This window comes from Arcicella rosea (assembly GCF_040543805.1).
In the GTDB taxonomy this organism is placed as follows: domain Bacteria; phylum Bacteroidota; class Bacteroidia; order Cytophagales; family Spirosomataceae; genus Arcicella; species Arcicella rosea.
Genome location: NZ_JBEUMS010000008.1, coordinates 47,676 through 73,251, shown reverse-complemented (window position 1 = coordinate 73,251; position 25,576 = coordinate 47,676). Strand labels below are relative to the sequence as shown.

Sequence of the window (25,576 nt, the reverse complement as noted above, 5' to 3'; positions counted from 1 at the left end):
TTCTTGGTTTATCGGTTTGTGTACATTGAATCGTAATAGTTTTGATAATTTCCTGAAGTAACATTATCAAGCCATTCTTGGTTATTTAAAAACCAATCTACTGTTTTCTCAAGTCCTTCTTCAAATTGCAAAGATGGTTTCCAACCTAATTCATTCATGATTTTTGTAGCATCAATGGCATATCTCAAATCATGTCCAGCACGGTCAGTAACATAAGTGATTAACTGTTCAGAAGTACCTTCTGGTCTTCCAAGTTTACTGTCCATCGTTTTACAAACTAACATAACGATGTCTATATTTTTCCATTCGTTAAAGCCACCAATATTATAAGTTTCGCCTAGTACTCCGTTATGAAAAACTGTATCAATTGCTCTAGCATGGTCAACCACAAATAACCAATCTCTTACATTTTCACCTTTTCCATAAACAGGCAATGGTTTATTGTTCAAGATGTTGTGAATCATCAATGGCAATAATTTCTCTGGGAAATGATTTGGACCATAGTTATTAGAGCAGTTAGTAATCACAACTGGTAATTTATAAGTATTACCATAAGCTCTTACAAAGTGGTCAGAAGAAGCCTTTGAAGCAGAATAAGGAGAGCGAGGGTCATAAGGAGTTGTTTCTGTAAAGAAATCTTCTGGATTGTGTAATTCTCCATAAACCTCATCCGTAGAAACATGGTAAAAACGCTTTCCTTCATAACCAGATGCCTTCCAAGTATTTTTAGCAGCGTTCAATAAATTACAAGTACCTACAACATTGGTCATGACAAAAGCCATTGGTTCAGAGATAGAACGGTCAACATGAGATTCAGCAGCTAAGTGAATAACCCCATCAAACTGATGTTCAGCAAATAAAGCATCAATGAAACCGGCATCCACAATATCACCTTTTACAAAAGTATAATTCGGTTCATTTTCAATATCCCTTAAATTTTCCAAATTTCCAGCATAAGTCAATTTGTCCAAATTGAAAATCTGATAATCGTGATACTTAGTAACAAATAGTCTGACAACATGTGAGCCAATAAAACCTGCTCCGCCTGTGATTAATAGTTTCTTCATAAACAAGTCTGTCGTTAATCTAAATACTTTTATTTCTTTTCAAACTCTCTATGATTAGCCATCTTGAATAATTCATCCTTCGATAAGGATTTGAAGTATTCATAAGTAATCTTCAAGCCTTCTGAACGACTCACTTTTGGTTCCCAACCTAGTATTGCTTTCGCCTTCGTAATATCTGGTTTACGTTGCTTAGGGTCATCTGTTGGTAATGGTAATGATATCAACTTCTGTTCTGTTCCTGTCAATTTGATGATTTCTTCGCCAAATTCCTTAATCGTTATCTCATCTGGATTACCAATATTTACTGGTTGGGCATAATCACTCAATAACAAACGATAAATTCCTTCGACCAAGTCATCTACATAACAGAAGGCTCTTGTCTGTGAACCATCACCAAACATCGTTAAGTCTTCACCTCTTAAAGCTTGACCGATAAATGCAGGCAATACTCTACCGTCATTCAGGCGCATTCTTGGTCCATAAGTATTAAAGATTCTAACAATTCTTGTCTCTAAACCGTGGAAAGTATGATAAGCCATCGTCATCGCCTCTTGGAAGCGTTTCGCCTCATCATAAACGCCTCTTGGCCCTACTGGATTTACATTACCCCAATACTCTTCTGGTTGTGGATGAACTGTTGGGTCTCCATAAACTTCTGAGGTTGAAGCAATCAATACTCTTGCTCCTTTTACTCTTGCCAAGCCAAGACAGTTATGAATACCCAATGAACCAACTTTTAACGTTTGGATTGGAATCTTCAAATAGTCAATCGGAGAAGCTGGAGATGCAAAATGAAGAATATAATCTAATTCTCCTGGTACATGGATAAACTTAGATACATCATGATGATAAAATTCAAAGTTCGGTAATTTGAAAAGGTGTTCGATATTCTTCAAATCACCAGTAATCAAATTATCCATCGCTATCACATGATAGCCTTCTTTGATAAATCTGTCACAAAGGTGGGAACCCAAGAAACCCGCTCCACCTGTTATTAATACTCGTTTCATATTTTTAGCAGCAAGCTTTAAGCTATCAGCTTTTTTATTATTTATTTCCCTAATCTCAAAGCTCATAGCTTAAAGCTCACAATTATTTTACCGTTTCTCTACCAATTGAATAATAAGTATATCCCAATTCCTTCATTTGTTCTAATTCATACAAATTACGTCCATCGAAGATTACTTTATCTTTCAATAACACTTCCATCACCTCAAACTCTGGAGTACGGAATTGTGGCCATTCAGTCATTATTAATACTGCATCTGCATCTTTAATGGCTTCGTAAGGACCTTTGGTATAAGTAATTGCATCTCCAATCACTCCTTTCACATTCTCCATCGCCTCTGGGTCGAAGGCTTTGATGATAGCTCCTTCCGCCAACAATTCTTTGATATTGTACAAAGCTGGTGCTTCACGAATATCATCTGTATAAGGTTTGAAGGCCAAGCCCCACATTCCAAATACTTTTCCTTTCAAATCTCCGCCAAAATGTGCTTTGATATGTGGAATTAATCTAGTCTTTTGATCTTCATTAACAGTCATTACTGCTTTCAATATCTGAAACTCATAGCCAGAATCTTTTGAAGTCTTCTCTAATGCTTGAACATCTTTGGGAAAACAACTTCCACCGTAACCAATTCCTGCAAATAAGAAACGCTTGCCGATACGTGAATCTGTTCCGATTCCTCTACGAATATCATCTACATTCGCTCCAACCATTTCACAAAGATTCGCAATTTCGTTCATGAAAGTAATCTTAGTCGCCAAGAAAGCATTCGCAGCATATTTCGTCATTTCTGCTGAACGTTCGTCCATGAAAATAACAGGATTCCCTTGGCGTACCAAAGGTGCATATAATTTCGTCATTACTCCTTTAGCTTTCTCTGAACTCGTACCAATTACTACTCGGTCGGGTTTCATGAAATCTTCTACAGCAACTCCTTCTCTTAAAAATTCTGGATTCGATACTACATCGAATAATTCTGTTGAAGCATTCTTAGCAATGGCAGCATGAACTTTCTCTGCTGTACCAACTGGTACGGTACTCTTGTCGATGATGACTACATATTGATCTAAAATTGGTCCTAAATCATTCGCAACCTTCAATATATATTTTAAATCGGCTGAACCGTCTTCCCCAGGAGGTGTTGGCAAGGCTAAGAAAATTACTTTAGCATCCTTAATCCCCTCAGCTAAATCTGTCGTGAATTTCAAACGACCCTCTGCTGTATTTCTGTTAAATAAAACATCAAGACCTGGTTCATAAATAGGTATGATACCATTCTTCATCTTATCAACCTTCTTTGCATCAATATCTACGCAAACTACTTGATTACCAGTCTCTGCAAAACAAGTACCAGTTACTAATCCTACATATCCTGTGCCGACTACTGCTATTTTCATAAAATTTGTTTTTTTGTATAAATATCTAATAATTAGATTGTGTTAGTTTAATGTATATAAGGATAATAATTGCATTTTAATGATTAATGAAATATCCTATTGAAAAAAACTCTATAAAAAAATAAAGGGATACCTACTAAGTACCTATGTGCAAGTCTTCTTGGTTCTAAAAAAAGACGGTATAACCACTCAAATCCTAATTTAGTGACAATTTTGGGGGGTAATTTAACAGAGCCACTTATCCAATCCAAAAAAGCTCCTCCTAAAATAATAACTTTGGCATTGAGTTTATCTCTATTTTCAATAACCCATTTTTCCTGAAGTGGCATACCAAAACCTACTAATAAAATATCAGGGGAAAATTTATTTATAATCTTTATGACTTCGTCATTTTCTTCATTTGATCTGTTAAAATAGCCATGGTAACCATCAATAGATAATTGATAACCTTTAGAATGTATAACATCAATAGATTTCGAGAATATACCAGGTTTAGCCCCTAATAAAAAAATAGAGTAACTTTCTGACTGACAGAAAGAAAAGAATTCCCAAAGCCATCTATTATATGCAATCTGAGGCGGAATCTCCTGTCCTAAAAAATAGGCTCCTAATTGAATACCCTTACCATCACATAATACAATAGAACAAGTGTTTAAAAAATTAGCGAACCATTCTTCCTCATAGGCAATATTTGCAGAGTATATGTTGAGGTAATCTATAACAGACTGTTTGTTGCTTCTAATTAATCCTTTAATTTCTTCATGAAGCTCTTCAACAGACAAAATATTTACTTTGGCTTTTAAAATTTGGATTGATTTCATTTCTTTAGGTTTACTAAATGAAGTAGAGTATTATATCCAATTAATTCAGATAATATACTAACACCTTAATTTATAATGTTCAATATATCCATTTAACATTTCTGACTTATGAAATTGCTTAAAAAATGTACTCCCTTTTAGAAGCTCAGCATTTGTTTTATACACAGAGATATTCTGAGCCATCGTTCGAATAGCATTGGATAAGCCTATTGCATCTTGAGACTGAATCAAAATACCATTATCTTTAACAAGAGATTTTGATGATCCTACATTTGTAGCGATTATAGGAACAGACAAGGAGCTCGCTTCAATAAAAACATTAGGAAACCCTTCAAAAATAGAAGATTGAACTAATACATCAGCTATAGATAATAAAGCATTTACATCAGTTCTATGCCCTAGAAAATGAACTTTATCAATAATATTATTTGAAATACACATTTCTTTTAACTCATTTTCTAAAGGTCCTTCTCCAACGAATAATACAGCAAAATCTATATCAGAAATTCTAGCTAAAGCTTCGATTAATAGATGTTGATTTTTCTGCTTGGACAAACGTCCTAAACTTAAGATAGTAAACTTATTAGTTATATTAAATAACTCCTTTAACTTATTTTTTTCATTGTCATCAATAGACTTTAAAAAATCACCTCCCATGTTAATGACTGTATTGTCATGTCTTTTAAAAAAAGGCTGATAATGTTCCATTAAAACATCAGAAAGATAAATTATGGTTTTAGGCATCAAGAAGTTACTAATGCCATTATCCAAGTAAATATTATCAAAGTTAAAACAGCTTTTTATTCCTAATAGCTTTTCTGCTGCTACTAAATAAGGGAGTGTTGCTCTTTTGTGTCCTTGTAAAAAAGTTACCTTATTTATTTTTAATATTTGTAATACTTTAAAAATGCTTTTATAGTGTCGAGTTTCTGTAACTATGTGCTTTACCCTATTATCCAATAATGAGACACTTTTACCTTCAGGAGCAAATAAATAAACATCTTTAAAATAATCTACATAACTATTAGCGAAAAAAAGAACACGTTTCTCTTCTCCACCAAAATCAAAATCTGGAATAATTAAGGCAATTGAATTTTGTTTTAAATTACAGTCCCTCATTTTCAAATTTAGTTAATAGGTGTTTGTATAAAATATCTCCATTTCTAAGGGGGTCTCCTATCTTCGGATTTTCTCTAAAACTCTCTATAGTTATAGTTGATTTGAGTGTTGGAAAGGTTTCTTTTGTAAAAAAAAACTTTTTCTTAAAAGGTAATTTTTCAAAGGCAAGAATGTCATTTTCAGTACAAAGGTCTAATTCTGTACCTAATACAAGTAAGTTGTTTAAATTAACTCTTGAAACACGTCTTTCCCATTTGGATTTAGCTTCTTGAATTGTTTCATAGTGAAGAAAATGTATCTCAAATTTCCCTCCTAATAAAGCAACTGGATAATAATGTTTAGATTTTTTTAATCTATCATTTCCTATTTGATATTTTGAAGATTCAACAAATACTAATGGTAATTTTAGATTAGATTCTAAGTCTGATAAAAATTCAATATAATCTGGGAAAAAAAAATATAACCCTGCTGTTGGACTAGAGTAAGCACGATTTAAGTCTTGATAGATAAATCCTGCTAGACAATTATTTGAAATAATTGTCGTTTCTTCATTTATAAAATAATTTAACTTATCAAAATATTTTGATCTTTTTTGTTGATAAAAAGAGTCCCTTTTCTTTTTGTAAATTTTTTTTAACCACATATAATTATGATATTAAGTCCCCAAAATAAATCAAGCTAATTACCCATTACAAATGCTTCTAAATTTTCGTTTGTCATATTTAGTTCAAATTTTTCAATGACATATGCACTTATTTCTTTATTACTAAGTTTATTTTCACCTTTTATAACTCTTGCAATAGCTTTAGCATATTCATTTTTATTCTCAAATGTTGCAACATACCCATTTTGTCCTTCCATAATCATCTCATTAGCTCCTCCTAAATTCGTCAGAACAGCAGGTAACCCCATTGCCATTGCTTCAAGTGCAGCAATTGAAAAAGTTTCTACGGATTTTGAAGATAATATAAACATATCAGAAACTGCTAGATAAGGTCTAACGTCTTTTTTAGCACCTACAAGTTTAATGTAGTCGTTTAAATTATTTTCAAAAATTAATTTCTCAATAACTTGCTTCCTATTACCATCAGAATTACCCACAAAAATCATGTAGGCATTGAGTTTATAATCATCTCTTAATATTCTTAGAGCTTTTATAGCAAGTTCATGATTTTTTTCAGCATAAAGCCTTGCTGTTTTTACTATAACAAATGCGTCTTGAGGTATTTCTAACTGTCTACGAAGATTCAGTACTCTTAATTCTTCTCTGATATTGAAGTTGAAATATTCTTTATCAATACCATTATAAATTAATTTAAATCTTTTGGATGAAATAAATAAAACCTTTGACAGTCTCTTAATTTGATTTGCAGATACTCCAATTAATCTTACTCTTCTGTTGAGAAATATTCTGACAAATAAATCTTTCAGATAATTCCAATTATCAACATAATTAGTTGTATGAAAAATCACTGATACTTTATTATCGTTTTCCAATGCAAGTTTATAAGCATAAATGTATGAAAATAAACTGTCGCAGAATATATGGTGAATCTGTCTTTGATTAGCAATTTTATAAATCTCAAAAGCTGGGTTTATATCAAAATTGTATTTTCTAGGTATATTAATAACTTCAACTCCTTCCTTAAATCTGTAAGCAAATTCATTATTGGTATTTGTATTCAGAACAAGTATTTGATATCCTTTATCAAGTAAAAAATTAGCAAAAAGTATTAAATGTTGCTGAGCACCACCTACACCTAAATTCGAAGTAACGAATAAAATTTTTTTCATATATTAAAAATTACAATAAACATATTATCTAGAATAAATCAATTTCATTTGTTTTATATTATAGTTTTTTAAATCATTCATTTGAAATTCATTTTTATTCTTACTTAACTCATTTTTAAAAAATAAAATTAAGGCATCAGCAACTGCTTGAGCTGTAACTTCATTTGCAACTATTCCTGTTACTTTATTAATCACATATTCTGGCAATCCTCCAACTGGTGTAACAACGACAGGACAATTTAGAGCATAAGCTGTCATAATAACTCCACTTTGAGTTGCATCTAAGTATGGAAGTACAACTAATTTTGAAGTTTGTATTATATCGACTAAAATATTATTTGATAAGTGTTGATTTAACACTTTTACATTTTTCAAATTTATAGCTTCAAAATCTAAATTATAGCCTTCTAATAATTTACCTGCAATTTGATACTCTTGGTTAGGATATTGTTCATTTATTATCTTAATCGCTTCTATAAATAACTCAATACCTTTATATTTAGATATTCTTCCAACAAAAGAAATTTTATCTCTAATATTACTATTTTGAATGTTAACAAAATTTTGATAGTAACTATAAGGTAACAAATTGATATGCTCAATTTGTTTGTCTTTAAGTTGACTCTTTAATAGTCTTTGGCTATAATTAGAAAAACATATAAATTTCTTTACCATAGCATAATAAATGAATTTGAAAAGTTCTTTTTTAAAAAGAAATTCACCAGAATGTGCTTTGGGATCATGAACATTTAAAATTAATTTATTTCTATTTAGAAATAAATATAATAATAGTCCAACAGTTCTCAATGAAATATCCTCTAAGTGAATATAATCAAATTTAGTTTTTTGTATCTTATAACTTAAACTTAATGAACGGAAGAATGAATTTAAGCTCAAGCTCCTTTTGTGTGGATGAACTACAAAAAAAACTTCCTCACATTTTATAAAATAGCTTTCTAAAGAATTTATTTTCCAATCATATTTAACATCATCATATTTAACAATTGAGGGGTATTGCTCTAAATCTATTGTTAAATCAAAAATATTTGCATGTAATGCTTCAGGAGATATTTCAATATACAAACTTATACTGTAGTCAAATGAAGCCAATTTAATATACTCTAAAGCACAATCTAAATAAAAAACTTGTGTATAATAAAGAACCTGTTTTTTCATATCTAAATATCATTTGTTTTTTAAATATTGCTTTATATGCTTTGCCAGCTTTTTTTTAAATTCAAAATAAATAATATAGTACAGGGAGAAAATTCCTCCAAAAAAACCTAATAATTTATAAGAATGTATAAAGGATAACTTTATTCTATAATCTAAATTAATCTGACGATTCTCTGTAACCTCAAGCAGAAACCACCTAATAAGTTCAGTATATCCCAAGTTCGATTGAATATTATTTTTATGAAGAAAGTTCTTGACCCAAATTAAGTAATCTAACTTAGCTTTTAACTTTCGTTCTAAAACAGTAAGATTATTAGTAAGTGAAGATATGTTAATCCCACTATATCTCCAGTACACAAAAGCTTCATCAATAGTATATATACCACTTTTAGCTGCAAATTTTATCCAAGTTGCATCATCTGCACACCAAGCCAAATCAAAATTAGCAAACCCTCCTTCTCTATCAAAAAGAGATCGTTTAAATATATATTCTACAACAAAACTCTGTAAATTGCCCCTTATTTTTTCTTCAAAAAAAAGAACACTTGAAAGTACTTTAGGGAAACGATTGACCGGAATATCTAATATTTCAACACCTTTCTTATCTATTACTTTAACATCAAAATGAACTAATTCTACTTTTGGATTCAGTGAAATATAATTATAGAAACATTCTATACAGTTTGGTTCAAGCAAATCATCGTCAGAAAAAAGCCAAATCCATTCTTCATTTCCTACTAAACTAATACACCTATTCCAATGTGCTACTAAATCTGTTCCTCCTAAATTATTTCCAAATTTTTTGTAGATGATATTCAAATCTGATGTAAATTCTTTTACAATATTCCAAAGGTCAGAAGGACTATTATCATCCCCAATATACACTGAAAAATTATGATTGGTCTGCATTTTAAGAGAATCCAAAGTATCTCTTAAATAATCTAATTTGTAAGCAGGTATAACTATTGCTAAACCACCATTATAAGTATTTTCTACCATGCTATTGTTCTAAAAAGTTATCCAGTTAATATTAAAATTTTAAACAAAAATGACCCCTTACTATTAAAACTTTATCTCTTTAAATAATATCCTTTTCATAAAATTTTAAATATTCTAATCCTTTTAAATTAATTCCCATTATTGGCATAAAAAACTTAAATGTTCCTAAGTCGCCTGTTCCAAAAATAAAAAGGAAAAAACTACAAACCATAGCAATATTTAGTACTGCAAACTGTTTTCTAACTTTATTTTTAGCATAGATAGCATGTGATAAAAAATATAATATTAAGCTTCCGAAAAACACTAAGTGACCAACAATACCTATTATACCTTGTTCAATTAAAAGTTTATATAAATAACTTTCAAACCCTGCAAAAGATGAATCACTTGAACGTTCATCCGATCTTCCTTTAAAACCTAAATTTTCTGTTATATAATAAAACCCATTTCCAGTGATAGGATTTCTATTAAAAATAAATATTGATGATGCTAATTGAACATTTCTCATTTCAACTGAGCTACCTTCAAGACTTGATCCTTTACTTGAAAATGTGTTGAGAGAGTCGTCTATAAAGTCTCCAACTTTAGGCACAAATGACAGTATAAATATTGTAAATATGCTACCTATAAAAAAAAATTGAATTTTTTTCCTCAAATTAGTCCCCCAAATAAAAAATACAGCAACACCTCCTAAAAAAGCAAATAAAGGTGTTCTTGAATTAACCATTAATAAATTGAACAATACTAATGCTGATATTCCTATATAAACCCTCTTTCTTATTGGTTTTAATTCGAGAATACTATAAAGAAGTAAACCCATTAAGAATATCAAATTCAATAAAAATCCATAATATATTGGATGCCATGAAAATGATGAGATTCTATAACGACCATCTAAACCCGTCATATAATCTAAAGCAAAGTCTCTTGCATTAAAGGCTTGACAAATAAAAGTCATGTATGGATTCAACCTCGTAATGTAATTGATAACTCCATAAATTGAGAAAATCAAAAATATATAAAGCAAAATTTCATAAGTTTTAATAACATCTCTAAAATTTCTAATCATCAAAAAAGACAATAATAAAATCATGAAATTATCAAGAAAAAAGCCTAAACTTCTATTTAATATTTTAGCTAAGTTTAAGTTAAGTCTTGAATCAAAAAAACCGATTAGTAAAAAACAAATTAAAATAAATATTGTACTATATTTTAGTGGGTAAAGTGCTAATTGCTTTTTTAGATTTTCGGTTTTGATTAAAGTGAAAAGTAAAAAAAATAGAATAAAAAAACGAGATGAAATTGTTGGTGGAGAATCAAACATGATAAAGTGATCAGGAATAAATAATATCCCTATCATAAACCAAATAAATGTATCAACATATTCTTTGGTAAACATTTTATAGACAATAAAAAAAGATATAAATATAATTACCAATGCTTGCATTACTTAAATTCGTTTAAAATTGTTCTTTGAATGAACATACAAAGTATATATACAAATAGTGTGTGACACGCATATAGGTTACTCACACTAGGGCATGTAAAATAAAAAAATATCACTGATTAAAAAACTTAAGAAAAAAAGCATTAATATAGGCCGTATCTTTTTTTGTTAAAAGGAAATAATAAATTACAACCAAAGCGAATAAAGTGAATATTATTTCTTTAAGTAAAATAAGTATATAGATGTTTGTTATGCTATACAAAGTAAAAAAGTACCGTACAAATAAACTTATGATACCGATTACAAAAACAGGGTATAAAAACGATTTCGTGAAAATTTTAAAAGAGTCATATTTTAATTTAATAGGATAATAATAGATGTAATAGTACCCTATTTGAAATATCACATAAAAACCATAAGAAATTATTACCCCTCCCATTCCAAAATAATCCATTAAAAACCAAGCAAGGGTTAAAGAGACGAAAGTAGAAAATGCAGACATATAGACAATTGGTCTTAATGAATTACCTACCAGTACCAAACTTGATAAAGCAGAATTATGTAGCCCTAGTAATGAGAAAATCCAAAAATTAAGCCAAAACACAAGATAAACATTCTTCTCTCCAACATATAATATTATTAATTCCTTAGATGACAAAACAAAACCAAAAACTACTAACGCTAAAAAAATACTTATATATCTTGTCCCATCAAAAGCTATTTCCATTTCACTTTCTTTATCACCTAATTCTTTAGATTTTGTTGCATAAGGCAAAATAACTCCAACAAAACTAGAACCTAAAATCAATATTAAATTAGCAATACCTTCAATCATTCTAAAATCACTAACACTCGTCAATCCTAGTTTTATCCCTAAAAATACTGGTCTTAAATAATTAGCAGAGAATTGAAAAATTCCGAATGAGAAAATACTAAGACAGTATGGTATTACTTCTTCCATAGTCTCTTTATAGTACTTTGGAATGAAGGATATTCCTAGTGAAAGTTTTTTTATACGTACTATATAAAATGGTATATTTATAACAGAACAAAGAGTATTTAGAGCAAAAAATTCAAGAATACTTAATTTAAAATATATAGTAATAAATAAGACAACTAACTGAGCTAACTTTGTAATTAACAATATACGCTGTTGCCAAGCTATTAACTCATTGGATCGTAACAATTGTTCCATAACATTCCCTATCCAAACTGGGAACGAGGTAATAATCAGAATAAGTAATAATTTTTTAAAAACTGCATCATTAACTGTATCTAAATGAAAAATATCATGGGAAAAGATACTCAGCCCAAGCAATATTGTACCGTTCACTAGTGCTATAACAAGATAAAAAAACAAACTAGATTGAAACAATTTCTTTAACCCTTCGTAATCGTTCTTCACTAAATAAGAAGAAAAAAATTTGACATTTCCAGAGGAAAAACCCATATCTAAAATACGTAAATAGATATTTACAGAGATAGCGATTCCAATCAATCCGTATTTTTCTTTACCATAATAATTTAGTAGTAATGGGACTGATAAAAAACCATAAACAGCATTAGTCACATTACAAATTAAACTCCATGCTACTCCTCCAAAAATATTTTTCATTCCACTCATTATATCTTTATTAATAATTTTATACCTTCATTATACTTAGCTTCCCAAAATTTCTTTATATTTATTTATCCCCATACCTATTGTAGATAATAAAAGTGACTCTACAGAGCTATTCAAAATCTGAGTGTTTAGTTCTTTAAAGTACTTAATTTTAGTTTGCAAGCTTTCAACATCACTGAACTTATCATTTAGTCCTAAGAAATCTTCGTTCTCAGCTTTTTCGTATCTAAAGCAAATTAAATCGTAATACATGGCCTCATAATATGCTGTAGAATTGTTTACTATGGCAAAATCATAGTTTTGATTAGTAAATATTTCTGTTAGTGATTCTTTACCATCAACAACAGAGATAGAAGTACCTTCACAAAGGTTTCTATAATAATCTGTATTTAATGAAAGATGTAACTTTAATTCAAATTGTATATTAGGATTTTGTTTAACATAATCTTTAATAATATTAATTATTTCAATATTTTCTTCTTGATAAATAACCCTACCCAATAAGACTATACATTTTCTGAATTCTTGCTTGATATGTATTGATTTATATTTATATTTGGGATTTCCAGCTACACTAATTCTTTCTATTGGCACACCAAAATTCTGAATCAAATCATTTCTAGATGAATCTCCCCAGACTAATATATTTTCAGCTACTATATTTTCGCCATTAATGATATCTAAAGGTATAAATCTTTTAAAGTTGACAAAAAAACCATGTGAAAGAGAAAAAGTTGAACAACCTTTTTTATTAAAAAACTGAGTTAATAGGTTCTCAACTGTGTAAACACTATTGAATGAAACATATTTTTTTTGTGAAAAATCAAAGTTAGAGAAGTACTTATCAAGTTGCTCATGAACACTTCTATAAAATAGCATTTTACTTGTTAAAAAAAATAAAACGTTAAACCCATGCTTTTTAAATCCTAATTTAAATAGGAAGTAGATAAAAAAAAACATGGCTCTAAACGGCTTAAAAGTTATTTTCCGTGGTAGGCTACTTAATAACAAAGCATTTGCGGAGCTAATATCTTCTAGGGTTTGCTTTATCTGGTATTCATAGTCACTCCTATCTACTGAATAAACAATAACTAGTTTATTTTCAGTCATTAACTGTAATAACTGCTTTATATCAATAGTAAAGATAAAATGATTTACTGTTTCACGTGTTAATTGTGTATAATTTTGCCGAAAAGCAATTCTACCTAAATCATGAGCTATTACTTTATCATATTCAATGTCATTAATAGAAATTCTCAACTTCTTTCTTAACATTAAATAATAATCGTAGTTATGATCTTTGATGATACTCATATAATTATTTTTTTCAAAAAAGTAATATAACTCTCAATAGAAGAATTTCTAATTTATATCACTTGTGTTTTATTATACCAAATGTAGTTTGTAATCACTTGGAGAGTAGTTATAAGCTTTTTTTTCTCTTAGTGAAATAACTTTCGCAGGTATTCCTCCTACAACAGTGTATTCTGCTACATCTTTTGTAACTACTGCTCCAGCAGCAACAACAGCTCCTTTTCCAATTATTACCCCAGGTAAAACTATACACCTAGATCCTAGCCAAACATAATCCTCTATAATAACTTTTCCTCCAACAGCTTTAAACCCTATGTCATTATAATCATGATGTAAAGACCAAATCATTACTTCAGTTCCAAAACAAACATTTTTCCCAATTTCTAGTCCCATACGAGCATCTAAAATTCCTCTATGCCCAAGAGCTGTCCCCTCTCCAATAACTAAGCCGCATGGATTCCTATACTCATTACCGGCATAGACTGCTACAGATTTTGGTATTTTGGCTCCCATAAAATTCAATATGATTATGCGAATTGTTTGAGATGGAAATGAAGAAATTATAGAATTAAGAAAAAACCATTCAATAGAATCTTTCCATAAATAAAGCCACTTAAAAAAACTTTTGGGAATAATTGTTTTCAATAATTTTTTCATAGTAATGAACAAAACAAGTATTTTTTCTAGAATGGTAATTTCACAAATGCAATCTCACCGGTACTATTCCTATTAAACCTACGTGAATCTGTTGTATATGTTAAATAATATTTATTATTGTATTTATAGATAGAAGGGTAATGGCATCCAAATTCATTTTTAATAACGATTTTAACAGGATTATTACAAACTTTAGGATTACTTCCATATCTAATCTCCAAAACAGTTCTACTGTTAGTGTTCCCAAAATTTTCTCTTGTATTCCACACAGATAAATACCCATTATTAATTTTAATGAAATTCATTTTAGAAGCTAATGTATTGAAATTACATTCTTCATTTAAAGCATAAGGCGTTTCAAATTTATATCCACCATCAGTACTTTTAGTATACATTATGCCACCTAAACTATTTCTGCCAAGGGCAATTAGTTCATTTTCTGAATTAAATATAAATGCTCCTTCAACAAATTGGCTGTTATATTTTGATTTGATACTACTTCCATCTGGAGCACCTATCAAATCAAAGGTCTTACCTGCATCATTAGTCTTAAGAAGAATAGTTGTACCTGAATCTTTAATCCAGTTTGTAGAAAAAACACCAATTGTTAAACCCATATAACTTGTATTTCCCTTATTTAGTGGTTCTGCACTTAAAAACATAAAATCGGTACTCAATTGATATTTTTCACCAAACAGATATTTTAAATGTTTTCTAACATTTAAAATATCGAAATCTATTAATTCATTTGTACTGTTAATCTTAATTTTGCTTACTTGAGGATCTGAAAAAGTTTCTGTCTTTGGGTCAAAATCTCTGAAATAACATTTTTGGACAAGATTAACATATACTTTACAAAGAACTCTTATTTTTTTTTCTTCTGTTAAAAAGCATACAGGAGTATAACAAGGATAGTTTTTATCAAGCTTTAGAGTTTTGTATTCTACATTTTCTTTGAAAACATCAAAAATCTTTTTTTTATGTGGATCATCAATATTAAAGACAGATAATCGAATGGTTTGTCCTGCTACTCCTTCCTGAGTACTCAAATCATTACCATTGTATACACAATATCCAATTCCATCGCTAATTAAAATTTTAGAATCGTGGGCGTAAATTTCACCATCATATTTAGAAACGGCTACTTGTTTACCCATTAATGTATTACCGTGTAAAATAGCTTGGGGTAAACTAATATTTTCATCTAACAAAAATGTATCTACAAGGGCTTCACCTTGACAACTTGAAAAACATACGGAAGTTAATGGAATAAAAAAAATCAAAGTGAACAAAGAATAACGTTTCATTATTTTTAAAAGCGGTTAGTATATTAAAAAGGCAATTTGACAGTTCGTATAAATTTTAATACTTACTTTTTTTACTTATTATTTAACCTATTGAAGAAAAAGAATCAACATACAGTCTGTCTTTTGACCGTATATTCATATTGTTATATCCTATAAAGGAAATTCTATTTACTTCAGCTGCTTCTACATCGTTAATAGAATCACCAATCAATACATAGTCTTCTAAATCATAAATATTTTCTTGAATTATTCTTCTTACAAGTTCATTCTTGGGCGATGGAGAACCATTTATAGTTTTGAAGTACCTAGCTAAATCAAGGCTTTGACATATCAAATTTAACTCTTTACCATCAGAACCAGAAACGATATGCATTTCATAATTTTTCACATTCTTTTGGATAAAATTGACACTATCTTGAATTAATAGTTTCTCATCAATTAGTAAATCCAACATAATTTTTGAAAAATTTTCTGCCATTTCTAAAATTTGGCTATCTGTGATAACCTCTCCTCTAATTTTTTCAAAAAAATACTTAAACTTTACATAACGAGATAAACCTCCATTATGTTCATGAAAAGCCAATAATTCTTCAACTTGTTCTCTAGGAAATTCTTTTAAGACTTCTTCAAATCCTTTACCTCTAATAGGCATTGAATCCATTATTACTCCGTCAAAATCCCATAAAATAATTTTATAATCCGTAATATTTTTCATACATTATCTCTGCAATTTTAAAATCATCTTCCCAATCAATATCAAATGACTTAACTTTATCTAAAACAAACAAATCAGGATTAACACCTATTCTGTCACTATTTTTTACATAGTTAGCTTTACTATTAATGTAGAACGCATGATTAATTTCATAAATAGGTTTTAAATCTTGGGTTCTAGGCCACTTCAAAACAGAACGATCATGGTTAATGAATGACTTAGTCTCTGCGTCCCATAAGAACTGTTGTATTTTAGTTACACTTATTAAACTATCAAATTCTCCTTTTTTCAATATATCCCAATACTGAATGAGAGCGTCAGCATAATCATCTGCTGTTACAAAGGGAGCCGTTGCATGTACCCAAAAAATATGTTCTGTTTCAATTATTGAAGGTATATAATTGATAAAATCTTCAATATTAGTTGAAGACAAACACAAGTGTTCAGGTCTTTCAATAATCTTAATTTTATCAGACTTAAAGCTATTAGCAACATTAATCGTTTCAGAATCATTAGTAGAAACAATAATATCTTCTACTTCTTCAACTTGTAATAATTGTTCTAATTTTACTCTTAATATTCCACCAGAAACTCCTGCAAAATCTCTTGTATTCTTATTAATGACACGTTCACTACCTTTTCGAGTAGGAAGGAAAAAAGAAACCTTATTTTCCATAAATAAATGAGTAGATTGAATTATATTTTAATTTCTTATATGCACTAGTAGTTAAAGAAGTAAGATGAGCAATTTTCTCACTAAACTGTTGGAACAAAAATTCATTTTCTTCCGTTAAATCTCTTTCTTTTGATGTAACATGCCCATCTTGATAACCATCATATCCAACTACATAAATATTCTTAGCTTGAAGCTGAATGGCAGTTTGTAAAGCTAAAGCACTATGCGAATCTTTATAGCTATCAGTAAACTCTACGGAAGATAATTCAAAACTTTTATCTCTCACTGCAGAAGGAATGTAAGTACCCATTTTCCTAGGAAAAGGAGGTAAAACACATAATCCTTCAAAATCACCTAAATCATCAAATACTTTCTCTAGACGATGCCCTTCACTACCCACCAAACAAAATATTTGCTTATTAGAAAGTCCCTTATATAAAAAAGCATTTTTAGAACTAGCATGAATAACCGTTAATTCAGGTTTGCTTTTAATAAATTCAACAATCCCTTCAGCATGTTCAACAGCAGATTTACCACCTCCAATAATAAGTACTTCTTCGGCAGTTGCTTCAACAATCAATTCTGGTAAACGCTCATTATCTTGGACTTTATCTTTCTGATTTTGAAGTGCTCTAATAATACTGTTAAATGAGTAAAAACGAGTAGTTACCCAATCCATCACATCTTTTTGAGGAAGAGAATTAGAGCCTGAAATCATGTAAGGGAGATTTGTTCCCCATTGATATTTAGCTAATAAACCATCAAAGGCATTGACAACAGTTCCTAAAGCATTGAAATCAACTTCTAAACCTTGTTTCGCATTCAGTGCTGTCAATAATAATTCTGTTTTGATATTACCAGCTCCTCTTCCCATACCTTGAATAGTAGCATCAACAATCTCAACACCTTGTTCAATAGCAGTCAAGGTATTGATTAAAGCTAATTCAAGATTATTATGTCCATGAAAACCTAATTTACAATTAGTATTAGATTTCACTAAATCAATGGTATTGATAACGTCTTGAGGATATACGCCACCATAAGAATCCACCATGTAGAAATAATCAGCAATCCCATCTACATTTTTTAGCTCTTTGACAAAATCACCATATTGATTCCATTTAGACATATACATTACATTAAAACCTACTTCAAATCCCATCTTTTTAATTCCTTCAGCTAATATTAAAGCTCTGCCAAGATGTTCTGGGTCAATAGCGATTCTTATCATCGTTACTAGACCTATAATAGGTGTCAATAGTTCATCTAAATGGTTTATTCTAATATCTTTTTCATTAAGAATAATCACTAATTTTTTATTAGACTTATTCTTTAAATCTTCTAACTCATATACTGGACAATAAAAGTATTTTCCTAAATATCCTTTCATTGGAATACTTCTGTAGCCAACTTCAAGATAATCAATAGGCAATTTATTAGCACATTGTAAATATTCATTTACTAAAGATTTATCAAAATCCCAATTTGTATAATAACCACCGTCTCTGAGTGTGCAATCTAATATCTTAGCCATAATTCAAACATTTGTGTTAATGATTATTTAATGTTTATAAAGAAGTTTTAAATTAACTAAACAAATTTTTTATTTTTTGAAACAATCCGGGCTTCTTAGTATCTCCATGATAACCATAGCCATAACCATAGCCATAACCATAGCCATAACCATAACCATAACCGTATTCTTTAGAGTTTTTATAATCAACCCCATTGAATATAATATTTAAAGAATTAAATTTATTCTTATCTTTTAAGTCTTTAACCACCTTTAAATAAGATTTAGGGGTATGTTCGTAACGCATCAAATAAAAGACAGCATCTACATATTGCCCTAAAATCGTAGAATCTGTTACCAAACCTACTGGAGGAGTATCTAAAACTACGTAATCAAATTGTTTTCTTAGCTCTTCAATTAGAATGCCCATTTTACCATTGGATAATAATTCTGATGGATTAGGAGGAATAGGGCCAGAAGGTAAAACATACATATTAGAATTTAATGTACTTTGCTTAATAATATCCTCAAGTCCTGCTTGACCAATTAAATAGTTAGATATACCAATTTCACGAGATACACCTAAATATTCAGACACTTTTGGTTTACGTAAATCCAATTCAAGAACAACAACTTTTTTATTTAAAAGAGCAATGCTTGCTGTTAAGTTAATACTCACAAATGATTTGCCTTCGCCTCCTATAGAAGAAGTTAACAGGATAGCTTTTCCTCTTCCATCAACATTTACACCTCCAGCAGCATATTGTAAATTAGTCCGCAAGGTTCTAAACTGTTCAGCTAAGAAACTAGTACTTTTCATATCAACAATATTATCTTTCATCTCTTTTGGCTTTTTACCAATTTCACCAAATACAGAAATACCAGTAACATTTTCAATCTCAGTTTTAGATTGGATTTTATCGTTAAATGATTCTTTAAGATTAATTACCCCAGCTGGTATGATAATAGCTATCAACATAGCAATAATATATACAATAGTCCTTTTAGGTTTTACAGGATTAGGATTACTATAAGGTTCATCGACTAAACGGCTATCTGTAACAGTTGAAGCATAAGAAATAGCTGTTTCTTCCTTTTTCTGTAATAACATCAAAAAGAGACTTTCTTTAATACCTTGCTGACGTTTTATGGTAACAAACTCTCTTTCTTTTTTGGGAATTGTACGAATAGATGATTCAAAACGATTATTTAAACCTTTTAAACTATTTCTTGTGACCTGCAACCCTTGCTTTTGATTAGCAATACTTTCTCGAATAGCTGCTTTAGTATTTGCAATTTGTGTGTTGATAGTCCCTAATAGTGGATTGGCTGCTTCGGTAGTTCTAGCGTATTTTTCTCTCTGTATTTCTAATTCATTGAGCTTAGATAGTAAACTGATTAAAACAGGATCGTTTACCATTAATGTAGCAGGAGCTACACCACTTTGGCTACTTCTTAAATAATTCTCAACTCCGTCTAATACTTTTAATTGAATATCAACTTCATTTAATTTAGTATCATTTTCCTTTACCTTTTCTAAAAAAAGATTTGCTTCTACACTTAAATCTGTAATTCCTTGTGAACTTTTATAAGTTTCTACATCTTTCTCAACATCACCTAATTCACCTGTAATTAATCTAAGACGTTGATCTATAAATTGAAGTGTAGCAGTCGCCTCCATATTTTTATCTGCTAAAGCTGAAAAAGTATAAACTTCTATTAACTTAGCCAAGATACTTTTACCTTTATTAGGTAACCTAATTTCAAGAGACAATTTTAATACTGTACTTTTCTGATTTAAAAGTTCAACCTTAATAGAATTTTGAAAACTTTCTACTAAAGAGTTTTTTTCAAAAAAACGAATTTGAATTAAATCATTATCGTTTCTATATAGTGAATCATTAATAAAAACCCTAAATGCTCCATATTTACTTCTTATATTTTGCCCATATCCAAACTCCCCTAAAGCTTCTCCATTCTTATTTAATAGTTCAAACTTTTGTTTATTTATTATTTTTATAAAAATTGGCTCATTGTAAGCACTTAGATTCAAGTTACCATGTTGCACCCAAATTGGAGATTCCTTAAAAATCTCGTCGTAAGCTCTTATTTTTCCTTTTTGATAGTATGCTACAGTGAGGTTTAAGTCATCTACAACCTTTTCAACTAAAGTTCTAGATTTTAATACCTCCATTTCATTTTCAACAATTTTATTACCAGAAAACATTTCTAACTCCTTTAACATTTCATTACCACCGATGCCTTTTTTTTCATCTTTTATTAGTAGTACAGCACTAACGTTATAAACAGGAGTTGTATATCTGAGATAAAAATATGCTCCAGCAATAGAAACAATTATTGATAAAAAAAACCAATACCAATACCTAATATAAGAAAGAAATATTTTTCTTACATCAAAACTATTTTCACTATTATCTAAAAATTCAAAGGAATTATCTGCCATAATTGTATATTTTTTACTTAACTATTTAAACAAAAGATTTAGCAACAAAACAAGTGAAGTTGTTACTCCAGTAGCAATTGGAATTAATTGTAGCGTTCTATCAGAAGATGTTATTTTTCCTTTAGTGGCTTCAACATAAATTACATCTCCGCTTCGTATAAAATAATATGGAGATTCTAAAACTTCTCTTGAATTTAGATTAATTTTTATTATTTCTCTTTTACCATCAGTAGTACGCATTAACATTACATTATCTCTACGTCCAAAAATAGTCAAATCGCCAGCAATACCTAATACTTCGGGTAGAGATGTATGATTGTCAAGTAAGTTATAAATCCCAGGTTTATTAACTTCCCCTAAAATTGTAAATTTTTGATTAAGATATCTAACATTAACAGTGGGTTCTTTTAAATATTTGACAAGTTCATACTTTATTTTATCTCCTGCTTCTTCAATAGCTAAATCAGCCACATGAACTTTCCCAATCAAAGGCATTTCAACATTACCAGCAGGATCTACGAGATATCCAAGAGGTTGTGTTCTTGCCATACCATTACTAGAAATTCCAGGGAAATTAGAGGTAATCAAAGGTGTTACATTCTGAAAATTAAATACTTCGTTTGATTCAGCACTTAATGAACTTACTGTCACAGCTAAAATATCATCAGGTTGTATTTTAGGAATAAGTGGTGTTACAGTTTTTAAGGTTGAATAGCGTACTGTATCTAAAGGGTCTGCCCCCTGAAAATAAGTTACATTTTTTGTTGAAACACAAGATGTGAAAAAAGATAATGACAAAGCCATCATCAGTAATAGCTTTATATCTTTTGAAATACTTTTTTTACTAAATAAATTCTTCATACAATTTGATTTGAAGATGATTTTTGAGATTTACTTTATTATTTGAATTAAAAACTGTAATTAATCGCCATAGAAAGATTTCTATTATTCTTGCTTACTCCTTTATTTTCTTCTTGATTATTTTGATAGCTTACTTTAAAAAATAAATCATGAATAAATTCATACTGCAAAAGGGTCTGGAAATAGCTATACTTTTTTAAATCTCCCCATAAAAATGGATAAATATCTTTGAAGTCAGCTTGCTGAACTCCAGTTCCTACAGTACCTTTTCTAATATAATTATAAATTAGTTTAACATCCAACCCTCTCAATACTCTATAATGTAACTGAGCAAATAACTGGTCAGCGTTAGGTCCAATCCAATGACCTAAGTTGAAATTATTACTTTGAAAAGTCTGTACAGGAATAAAGTGTACATAATTAAAAGGTTGAATCTTAGAATATTCTAAGGTCAAGTGTAAATTGTTTATTGGAAAATCAGCAATACTTGCTCCAATTTGATAAGCAGTATGATTTCTAGCATTTCTTTCACTGGCACTTCCACCTGTTAACGAAAACTCTAATTCGTCAATAAATAAACTAGCATATATGTGTGTTTTAGGAATATGATTCCTTGAACTTAGCTGTAAAAATATTTGTGAGTTTGCTATTGTATTAGTTGCATTCTGACTTGTACTTGCCTCTCCTAAATAATGATTCAAGCCAGAAAACAATGCAATAGGAATCATATAAGCAATTTTGAGATTATCATTATAGATTACTGACTCGCCTACAGAAAAACTAAACCCTTTGAATGGCTTTAAGGTTAGTGCATGAAAAGCTAAATATTTTTCTCTGTAAGAAAACTGGTTTCTTCCAGGAACTGATGTGCTGTAGATGGATGTTGAATCAATAATATTAGAGTTAAGCCAAGCATGGGCATAAGTAAAAGACAACCATTTTACTGGATTAATATCTAAACGAACTTGAGGAAATCCAGGAGCTTTGTCTGATAGAATAACCTTTCCACCAGCACCATAACCAAATGGTAAAGAATTTTTCCCAAAGGTAGCATGACCCCATTTCCATTGAGCAGTAATTGTAGCATTTATCAAGCTATAGTCAAATCTTTTCCCTCCTAACAACAAATCACCAATTCTACCTTGTTCAGGGCTAAAGTTTTGTTTGTAATCATAGCTCGGGTAAAGATTATTAAGTTGACTGTTTCTGAAATCTACGCTGTAACCAATGTTTTTACCTAGGTAGCCATAAATCCAAGCACCAATCCAACGTTGATTTATTGTTGTATTGTCATTATTTTCAATTTGGTAGCCTACAATGGGTTGTAGGTTAAAAGAAAATTGTTTGTCTTGATAAGCGACAAATCTAATTCTATCATTAGCTTTTGCCTGTAAAATACTTTGAAAAGGCTTTTCAGCTGTTAAATCTTTGCTTAGATTTTTCTCAATAGTATATTCTTTTAGATAAAATGCTAATTCTTCTTTTTCAAGAGAAGTCAACTTTTCTTGATGACTATTTAGCGTATCTAATTTAGAGAGGATATAATTTCTGGATAAGGGTAATGCTATATCATTTAAATCTATTACTCCTTTTTGAGCCAGCCTTGAAAGATAAGGATAAACTGTCTTATAGCTAGCTTCATACACTACTTGCGCTTTTACTTGAAAAGCGAGTAAGCTTAATGATGATAGCAATAAAAAAGTAAACAGTTTAGTAAATTTTCTCATCAAATCGGATTGTTTAATGTAATCTTCAATATTAAGCTTTAAAGCTAATTAAAATAATTAAGTTAGGTATAACAAACGACGTTATTTAACAATTAAAACTCTTGAGAATATTTGTATTTTGTTTGTATCAAAAAACAATATTTCCTTTCACAAGACCTTATTAATAATTCCAAAACCTTTTTCAAAATTCGTCACTCAAAAAAACTCCTCATTCAAAACTCACAATGCAGCACTCAAGAAACTTCACTTACAATAATCTTTATTTTCTATGTAAAAGCGATAATTCGTTGTGTTAATTAATGTATCTCTTTTGTAAAACAACCAACCTTGTGCTGGATTAGGTGATGCTCTTATTGAATATGTACTTCCATATTTTAATTTATAAGTACTTCCTTTCAATTGATTCCTTGTGAGTGTCATTAAATCCCTCCAATCACTAGCTCCTTTTGGTTGAAATTGTATATCAACTTTGGCTGGTACTGTCGCATTATTTACTACTTGCCCTTTAGCACATTCTATGATTAATTCAACATTAATAGGTTGAGGTGAAGGAGTTGCAATATTAACTGGTATTGTTTTCTCCTCACATAAATCAAATGCTTCAGTTTGAAATATTGGTTTTGTTAAATCTCCGCCATATTGGTTATTGAAATTGAATACTTGTAAATAAACTGTATTTTTTCTTCTACCTGCAAGGGAATATCTTGCCCCATTATTCAAACTTAAGTACACATCTCCCACACTTTTCCCAGAACTTTTTTCAATCAATCTACTGTAATGATAAATATCTAATCCTTTATTTGCACTATTTACAACTAACACTGGTCCTTTTTCACAAACTGGAAACATTTCACCTAAGGCATAATAACTAAGCGATGAAATACTTGTTGAAATTGATAATTTACCGTTTGTATTTCTTTTTAAAACAGGATTAGCCAACATTTTCCACGTATTATTTGCATATACCCAAAATGGAATGCTCTCTCCTTCTTTTAATCTTGTTCCATTCGTATGATAACTATCTTCATTAATCTCTATATTCACGGAACATGGTTTAGAAAGATTATTAGCTTCTTCAAACTTATCATTAATTATTTTAATTGAAAAGAAACCATAAGATTGAAACTCAAAGGGTGGCAAAATTTTATTATCTAAACCTATTGCTTGATATACTGTATAATTTGAAGGAACAAATTCTCTAGCTTTATTTTCGAAATGACTTAAAAGTAATTCTAATTTTCCTGTTAAAACAGTACCTGATTTGTCTAAAACGTTTATGCCACTATTTGAGACTAAACTAACTTTCTCTTTTTGTCCATTTGTAGTTAGATTTACTCCTTGGCTTGCTATATCTTTATCATCTATGTTTTTTAAATCAACACTCATACCAGAGGGCAAATTATTGATTTTAAACATTCGTATCGTTCTATTGATATTAGTTTTAGCTTGTACAGTCACTAAATTAATATCTGTCAAATATCCCTCTAATTGTGCTACTACTTTAATATTAGCTGGTCTTTTTGTATAATCTGGTGCAATCGCAATTCCTAATAATCCTTCTCTACTAATATTTATCTTTTTATTACCTACCGAACTTACTATTCCTTCTGCATCTTCCCCTAAAAAAGCAAATTTTATACTTTTGGGAATCATTGTTGTATCACTTGATACTGCATTCCTGTAAGTTAAATTAATTGCTGATTCAGTCAGAGCATCTTTTATTTTGATGGTTACATCCTCTAAAGGATTGTTACAAGCATCAAATAAGCTTACAAAAAAAATCAATAATATGGAGTAACCAAGGTATTTCATTTTTTTGACTGATTGGACTAAAGTAAAATTTAGAGACAACTTAACAATAGAAAATTAATCATTACGTATTACTCACT

At 29.8% G+C, this 25,576-nt stretch carries 21 protein-coding genes; all 21 read right to left on the bottom strand.

What is annotated here, in order from left to right; all coding sequences use genetic code 11:
- Positions 1-8: 8 nt before the first annotated feature.
- The 21 genes from rfbB to ABID42_RS12020 all read right to left on the bottom strand — a co-directional run bounded on the left by rfbB (position 9) and on the right by ABID42_RS12020 (position 25,499).
- On the bottom strand, positions 9-1,067 hold the full coding sequence (gene rfbB / locus ABID42_RS12120) for a dTDP-glucose 4,6-dehydratase (protein ID WP_367283878.1): 1,059 nt from the start codon (positions 1,065-1,067) through the stop codon (positions 9-11).
- A gap of 29 nt (positions 1,068-1,096) precedes the next feature.
- Complete coding sequence (locus ABID42_RS12115; RefSeq protein WP_323699444.1) at positions 1,097-2,077, bottom strand: UDP-glucuronic acid decarboxylase family protein; 981 nt, start codon at positions 2,075-2,077, stop codon at positions 1,097-1,099.
- Between the two features lie 82 nt (positions 2,078-2,159).
- Positions 2,160-3,473 carry a UDP-glucose dehydrogenase family protein gene (locus tag ABID42_RS12110; RefSeq protein WP_367283877.1) on the bottom strand — a complete coding sequence of 438 codons (1,314 nt, stop codon included), beginning with the start codon at positions 3,471-3,473 and terminating at the stop codon, positions 2,160-2,162.
- 83 nt (positions 3,474-3,556) lie between these two features.
- The gene (locus ABID42_RS12105) at positions 3,557-4,294 is read right to left on the bottom strand and encodes a WecB/TagA/CpsF family glycosyltransferase (RefSeq protein ID WP_367283876.1); all 738 of its coding nucleotides are present in this window, start codon (positions 4,292-4,294) and stop codon (positions 3,557-3,559) included.
- 57 nt (positions 4,295-4,351) lie between these two features.
- Complete coding sequence (locus ABID42_RS12100; protein WP_367283875.1) at positions 4,352-5,413, bottom strand: glycosyltransferase; 1,062 nt, start codon at positions 5,411-5,413, stop codon at positions 4,352-4,354.
- Positions 5,400-6,056 carry a DUF1919 domain-containing protein gene (locus tag ABID42_RS12095; protein ID WP_367283874.1) on the bottom strand — a complete coding sequence of 219 codons (657 nt, stop codon included), beginning with the start codon at positions 6,054-6,056 and terminating at the stop codon, positions 5,400-5,402. The genes ABID42_RS12100 and ABID42_RS12095 overlap by 14 nt, the downstream gene beginning before the upstream one ends.
- A 35-nt stretch (positions 6,057-6,091) precedes the next feature.
- Complete coding sequence (locus ABID42_RS12090; RefSeq protein ID WP_367283873.1) at positions 6,092-7,207, bottom strand: glycosyltransferase family 4 protein; 1,116 nt, start codon at positions 7,205-7,207, stop codon at positions 6,092-6,094.
- Positions 7,208-7,231: 24 nt separating this feature from the next.
- On the bottom strand, positions 7,232-8,383 hold the full coding sequence (locus tag ABID42_RS12085) for a glycosyltransferase family 4 protein (RefSeq protein WP_367283872.1): 1,152 nt from the start codon (positions 8,381-8,383) through the stop codon (positions 7,232-7,234).
- 9 nt (positions 8,384-8,392) lie between these two features.
- Positions 8,393-9,382 carry a glycosyltransferase family A protein gene (locus ABID42_RS12080; protein WP_367283871.1) on the bottom strand — a complete coding sequence of 330 codons (990 nt, stop codon included), beginning with the start codon at positions 9,380-9,382 and terminating at the stop codon, positions 8,393-8,395.
- A gap of 79 nt (positions 9,383-9,461) precedes the next feature.
- Positions 9,462-10,781: an O-antigen ligase family protein gene (locus ABID42_RS12075; protein WP_367283870.1), complete on the bottom strand. Its 1,320-nt coding sequence runs from the start codon at positions 10,779-10,781 to the stop codon at positions 9,462-9,464.
- 160 nt (positions 10,782-10,941) lie between these two features.
- Entirely contained in the window at positions 10,942-12,444 is a 1,503-nt protein-coding gene (locus ABID42_RS12070; protein ID WP_367283869.1) for a lipopolysaccharide biosynthesis protein, read from the bottom strand.
- Positions 12,445-12,489: 45 nt separating this feature from the next.
- The gene (locus tag ABID42_RS12065; protein WP_367283868.1) at positions 12,490-13,767 is read right to left on the bottom strand and encodes a hypothetical protein; all 1,278 of its coding nucleotides are present in this window, start codon (positions 13,765-13,767) and stop codon (positions 12,490-12,492) included.
- Between the two features lie 72 nt (positions 13,768-13,839).
- Complete coding sequence (locus ABID42_RS12060; RefSeq protein ID WP_367283867.1) at positions 13,840-14,424, bottom strand: acyltransferase; 585 nt, start codon at positions 14,422-14,424, stop codon at positions 13,840-13,842.
- A gap of 26 nt (positions 14,425-14,450) precedes the next feature.
- Positions 14,451-15,731, bottom strand: coding sequence for a hypothetical protein (locus ABID42_RS12055; protein ID WP_367283866.1), 1,281 nt, complete (start codon positions 15,729-15,731; stop codon positions 14,451-14,453).
- Positions 15,732-15,813: 82 nt separating this feature from the next.
- Positions 15,814-16,446 carry an HAD family hydrolase gene (locus ABID42_RS12050; RefSeq protein ID WP_367283865.1) on the bottom strand — a complete coding sequence of 211 codons (633 nt, stop codon included), beginning with the start codon at positions 16,444-16,446 and terminating at the stop codon, positions 15,814-15,816.
- The gene (locus ABID42_RS12045) at positions 16,424-17,122 is read right to left on the bottom strand and encodes an acylneuraminate cytidylyltransferase family protein (protein ID WP_367283864.1); all 699 of its coding nucleotides are present in this window, start codon (positions 17,120-17,122) and stop codon (positions 16,424-16,426) included. Before ABID42_RS12045 ends, ABID42_RS12050 begins: the two co-directional genes overlap by 23 nt.
- Entirely contained in the window at positions 17,112-18,656 is a 1,545-nt protein-coding gene (locus ABID42_RS12040) for an aldolase catalytic domain-containing protein (protein ID WP_367283863.1), read from the bottom strand. Before ABID42_RS12040 ends, ABID42_RS12045 begins: the two co-directional genes overlap by 11 nt.
- 52 nt (positions 18,657-18,708) lie before the next feature.
- Positions 18,709-21,099: a GumC family protein gene (locus ABID42_RS12035; RefSeq protein ID WP_367283862.1), complete on the bottom strand. Its 2,391-nt coding sequence runs from the start codon at positions 21,097-21,099 to the stop codon at positions 18,709-18,711.
- 21 nt (positions 21,100-21,120) lie between these two features.
- Positions 21,121-21,960 carry a polysaccharide biosynthesis/export family protein gene (locus ABID42_RS12030; RefSeq protein WP_367283861.1) on the bottom strand — a complete coding sequence of 280 codons (840 nt, stop codon included), beginning with the start codon at positions 21,958-21,960 and terminating at the stop codon, positions 21,121-21,123.
- A 47-nt stretch (positions 21,961-22,007) separates the two neighbouring features.
- The gene (locus ABID42_RS12025) at positions 22,008-23,687 is read right to left on the bottom strand and encodes a capsule assembly Wzi family protein (protein WP_367283860.1); all 1,680 of its coding nucleotides are present in this window, start codon (positions 23,685-23,687) and stop codon (positions 22,008-22,010) included.
- A gap of 243 nt (positions 23,688-23,930) precedes the next feature.
- Positions 23,931-25,499: a hypothetical protein gene (locus ABID42_RS12020; protein ID WP_367283859.1), complete on the bottom strand. Its 1,569-nt coding sequence runs from the start codon at positions 25,497-25,499 to the stop codon at positions 23,931-23,933.
- Positions 25,500-25,576 lie beyond the last annotated feature (77 nt).

Bases quoted from the DNA above. Each gene is read 5' to 3' on its own strand.
- ABID42_RS12030 (WP_367283861.1), bottom strand. From the start codon at position 21,960: ATGAAGAATTTATTTAGTAAAAAAAGTATTTCAAAAGATATAAAGCTA.
- ABID42_RS12080 (WP_367283871.1), bottom strand. From the start codon at position 9,382: ATGGTAGAAAATACTTATAATGGTGGTTTAGCAATAGTTATACCTGCT.
- ABID42_RS12065 (WP_367283868.1), bottom strand. From the start codon at position 13,767: ATGAGTATCATCAAAGATCATAACTACGATTATTATTTAATGTTAAGA.
- ABID42_RS12115 (WP_323699444.1), bottom strand. From the start codon at position 2,077: ATGAAACGAGTATTAATAACAGGTGGAGCGGGTTTCTTGGGTTCCCAC.
- ABID42_RS12105 (WP_367283876.1), bottom strand. From the start codon at position 4,294: ATGAAATCAATCCAAATTTTAAAAGCCAAAGTAAATATTTTGTCTGTT.
- ABID42_RS12020 (WP_367283859.1), bottom strand. From the start codon at position 25,499: ATGAAATACCTTGGTTACTCCATATTATTGATTTTTTTTGTAAGCTTA.
- ABID42_RS12070 (WP_367283869.1), bottom strand. From the start codon at position 12,444: ATGAAAAATATTTTTGGAGGAGTAGCATGGAGTTTAATTTGTAATGTG.
- ABID42_RS12095 (WP_367283874.1), bottom strand. From the start codon at position 6,056: ATGTGGTTAAAAAAAATTTACAAAAAGAAAAGGGACTCTTTTTATCAA.
- ABID42_RS12100 (WP_367283875.1), bottom strand. From the start codon at position 5,413: ATGAGGGACTGTAATTTAAAACAAAATTCAATTGCCTTAATTATTCCA.
- ABID42_RS12055 (WP_367283866.1), bottom strand. From the start codon at position 15,731: ATGAAACGTTATTCTTTGTTCACTTTGATTTTTTTTATTCCATTAACT.
- ABID42_RS12110 (WP_367283877.1), bottom strand. From the start codon at position 3,473: ATGAAAATAGCAGTAGTCGGCACAGGATATGTAGGATTAGTAACTGGT.
- ABID42_RS12060 (WP_367283867.1), bottom strand. From the start codon at position 14,424: ATGAAAAAATTATTGAAAACAATTATTCCCAAAAGTTTTTTTAAGTGG.
- ABID42_RS12040 (WP_367283863.1), bottom strand. From the start codon at position 18,656: ATGGCTAAGATATTAGATTGCACACTCAGAGACGGTGGTTATTATACA.
- ABID42_RS12075 (WP_367283870.1), bottom strand. From the start codon at position 10,781: ATGTTTACCAAAGAATATGTTGATACATTTATTTGGTTTATGATAGGG.
- ABID42_RS12025 (WP_367283860.1), bottom strand. From the start codon at position 23,687: ATGAGAAAATTTACTAAACTGTTTACTTTTTTATTGCTATCATCATTA.
- ABID42_RS12090 (WP_367283873.1), bottom strand. From the start codon at position 7,207: ATGAAAAAAATTTTATTCGTTACTTCGAATTTAGGTGTAGGTGGTGCT.
- ABID42_RS12050 (WP_367283865.1), bottom strand. From the start codon at position 16,446: ATGAAAAATATTACGGATTATAAAATTATTTTATGGGATTTTGACGGA.
- ABID42_RS12035 (WP_367283862.1), bottom strand. From the start codon at position 21,099: ATGGCAGATAATTCCTTTGAATTTTTAGATAATAGTGAAAATAGTTTT.
- rfbB (WP_367283878.1), bottom strand. From the start codon at position 1,067: ATGAAGAAACTATTAATCACAGGCGGAGCAGGTTTTATTGGCTCACAT.
- ABID42_RS12045 (WP_367283864.1), bottom strand. From the start codon at position 17,122: ATGGAAAATAAGGTTTCTTTTTTCCTTCCTACTCGAAAAGGTAGTGAA.
- ABID42_RS12085 (WP_367283872.1), bottom strand. From the start codon at position 8,383: ATGAAAAAACAGGTTCTTTATTATACACAAGTTTTTTATTTAGATTGT.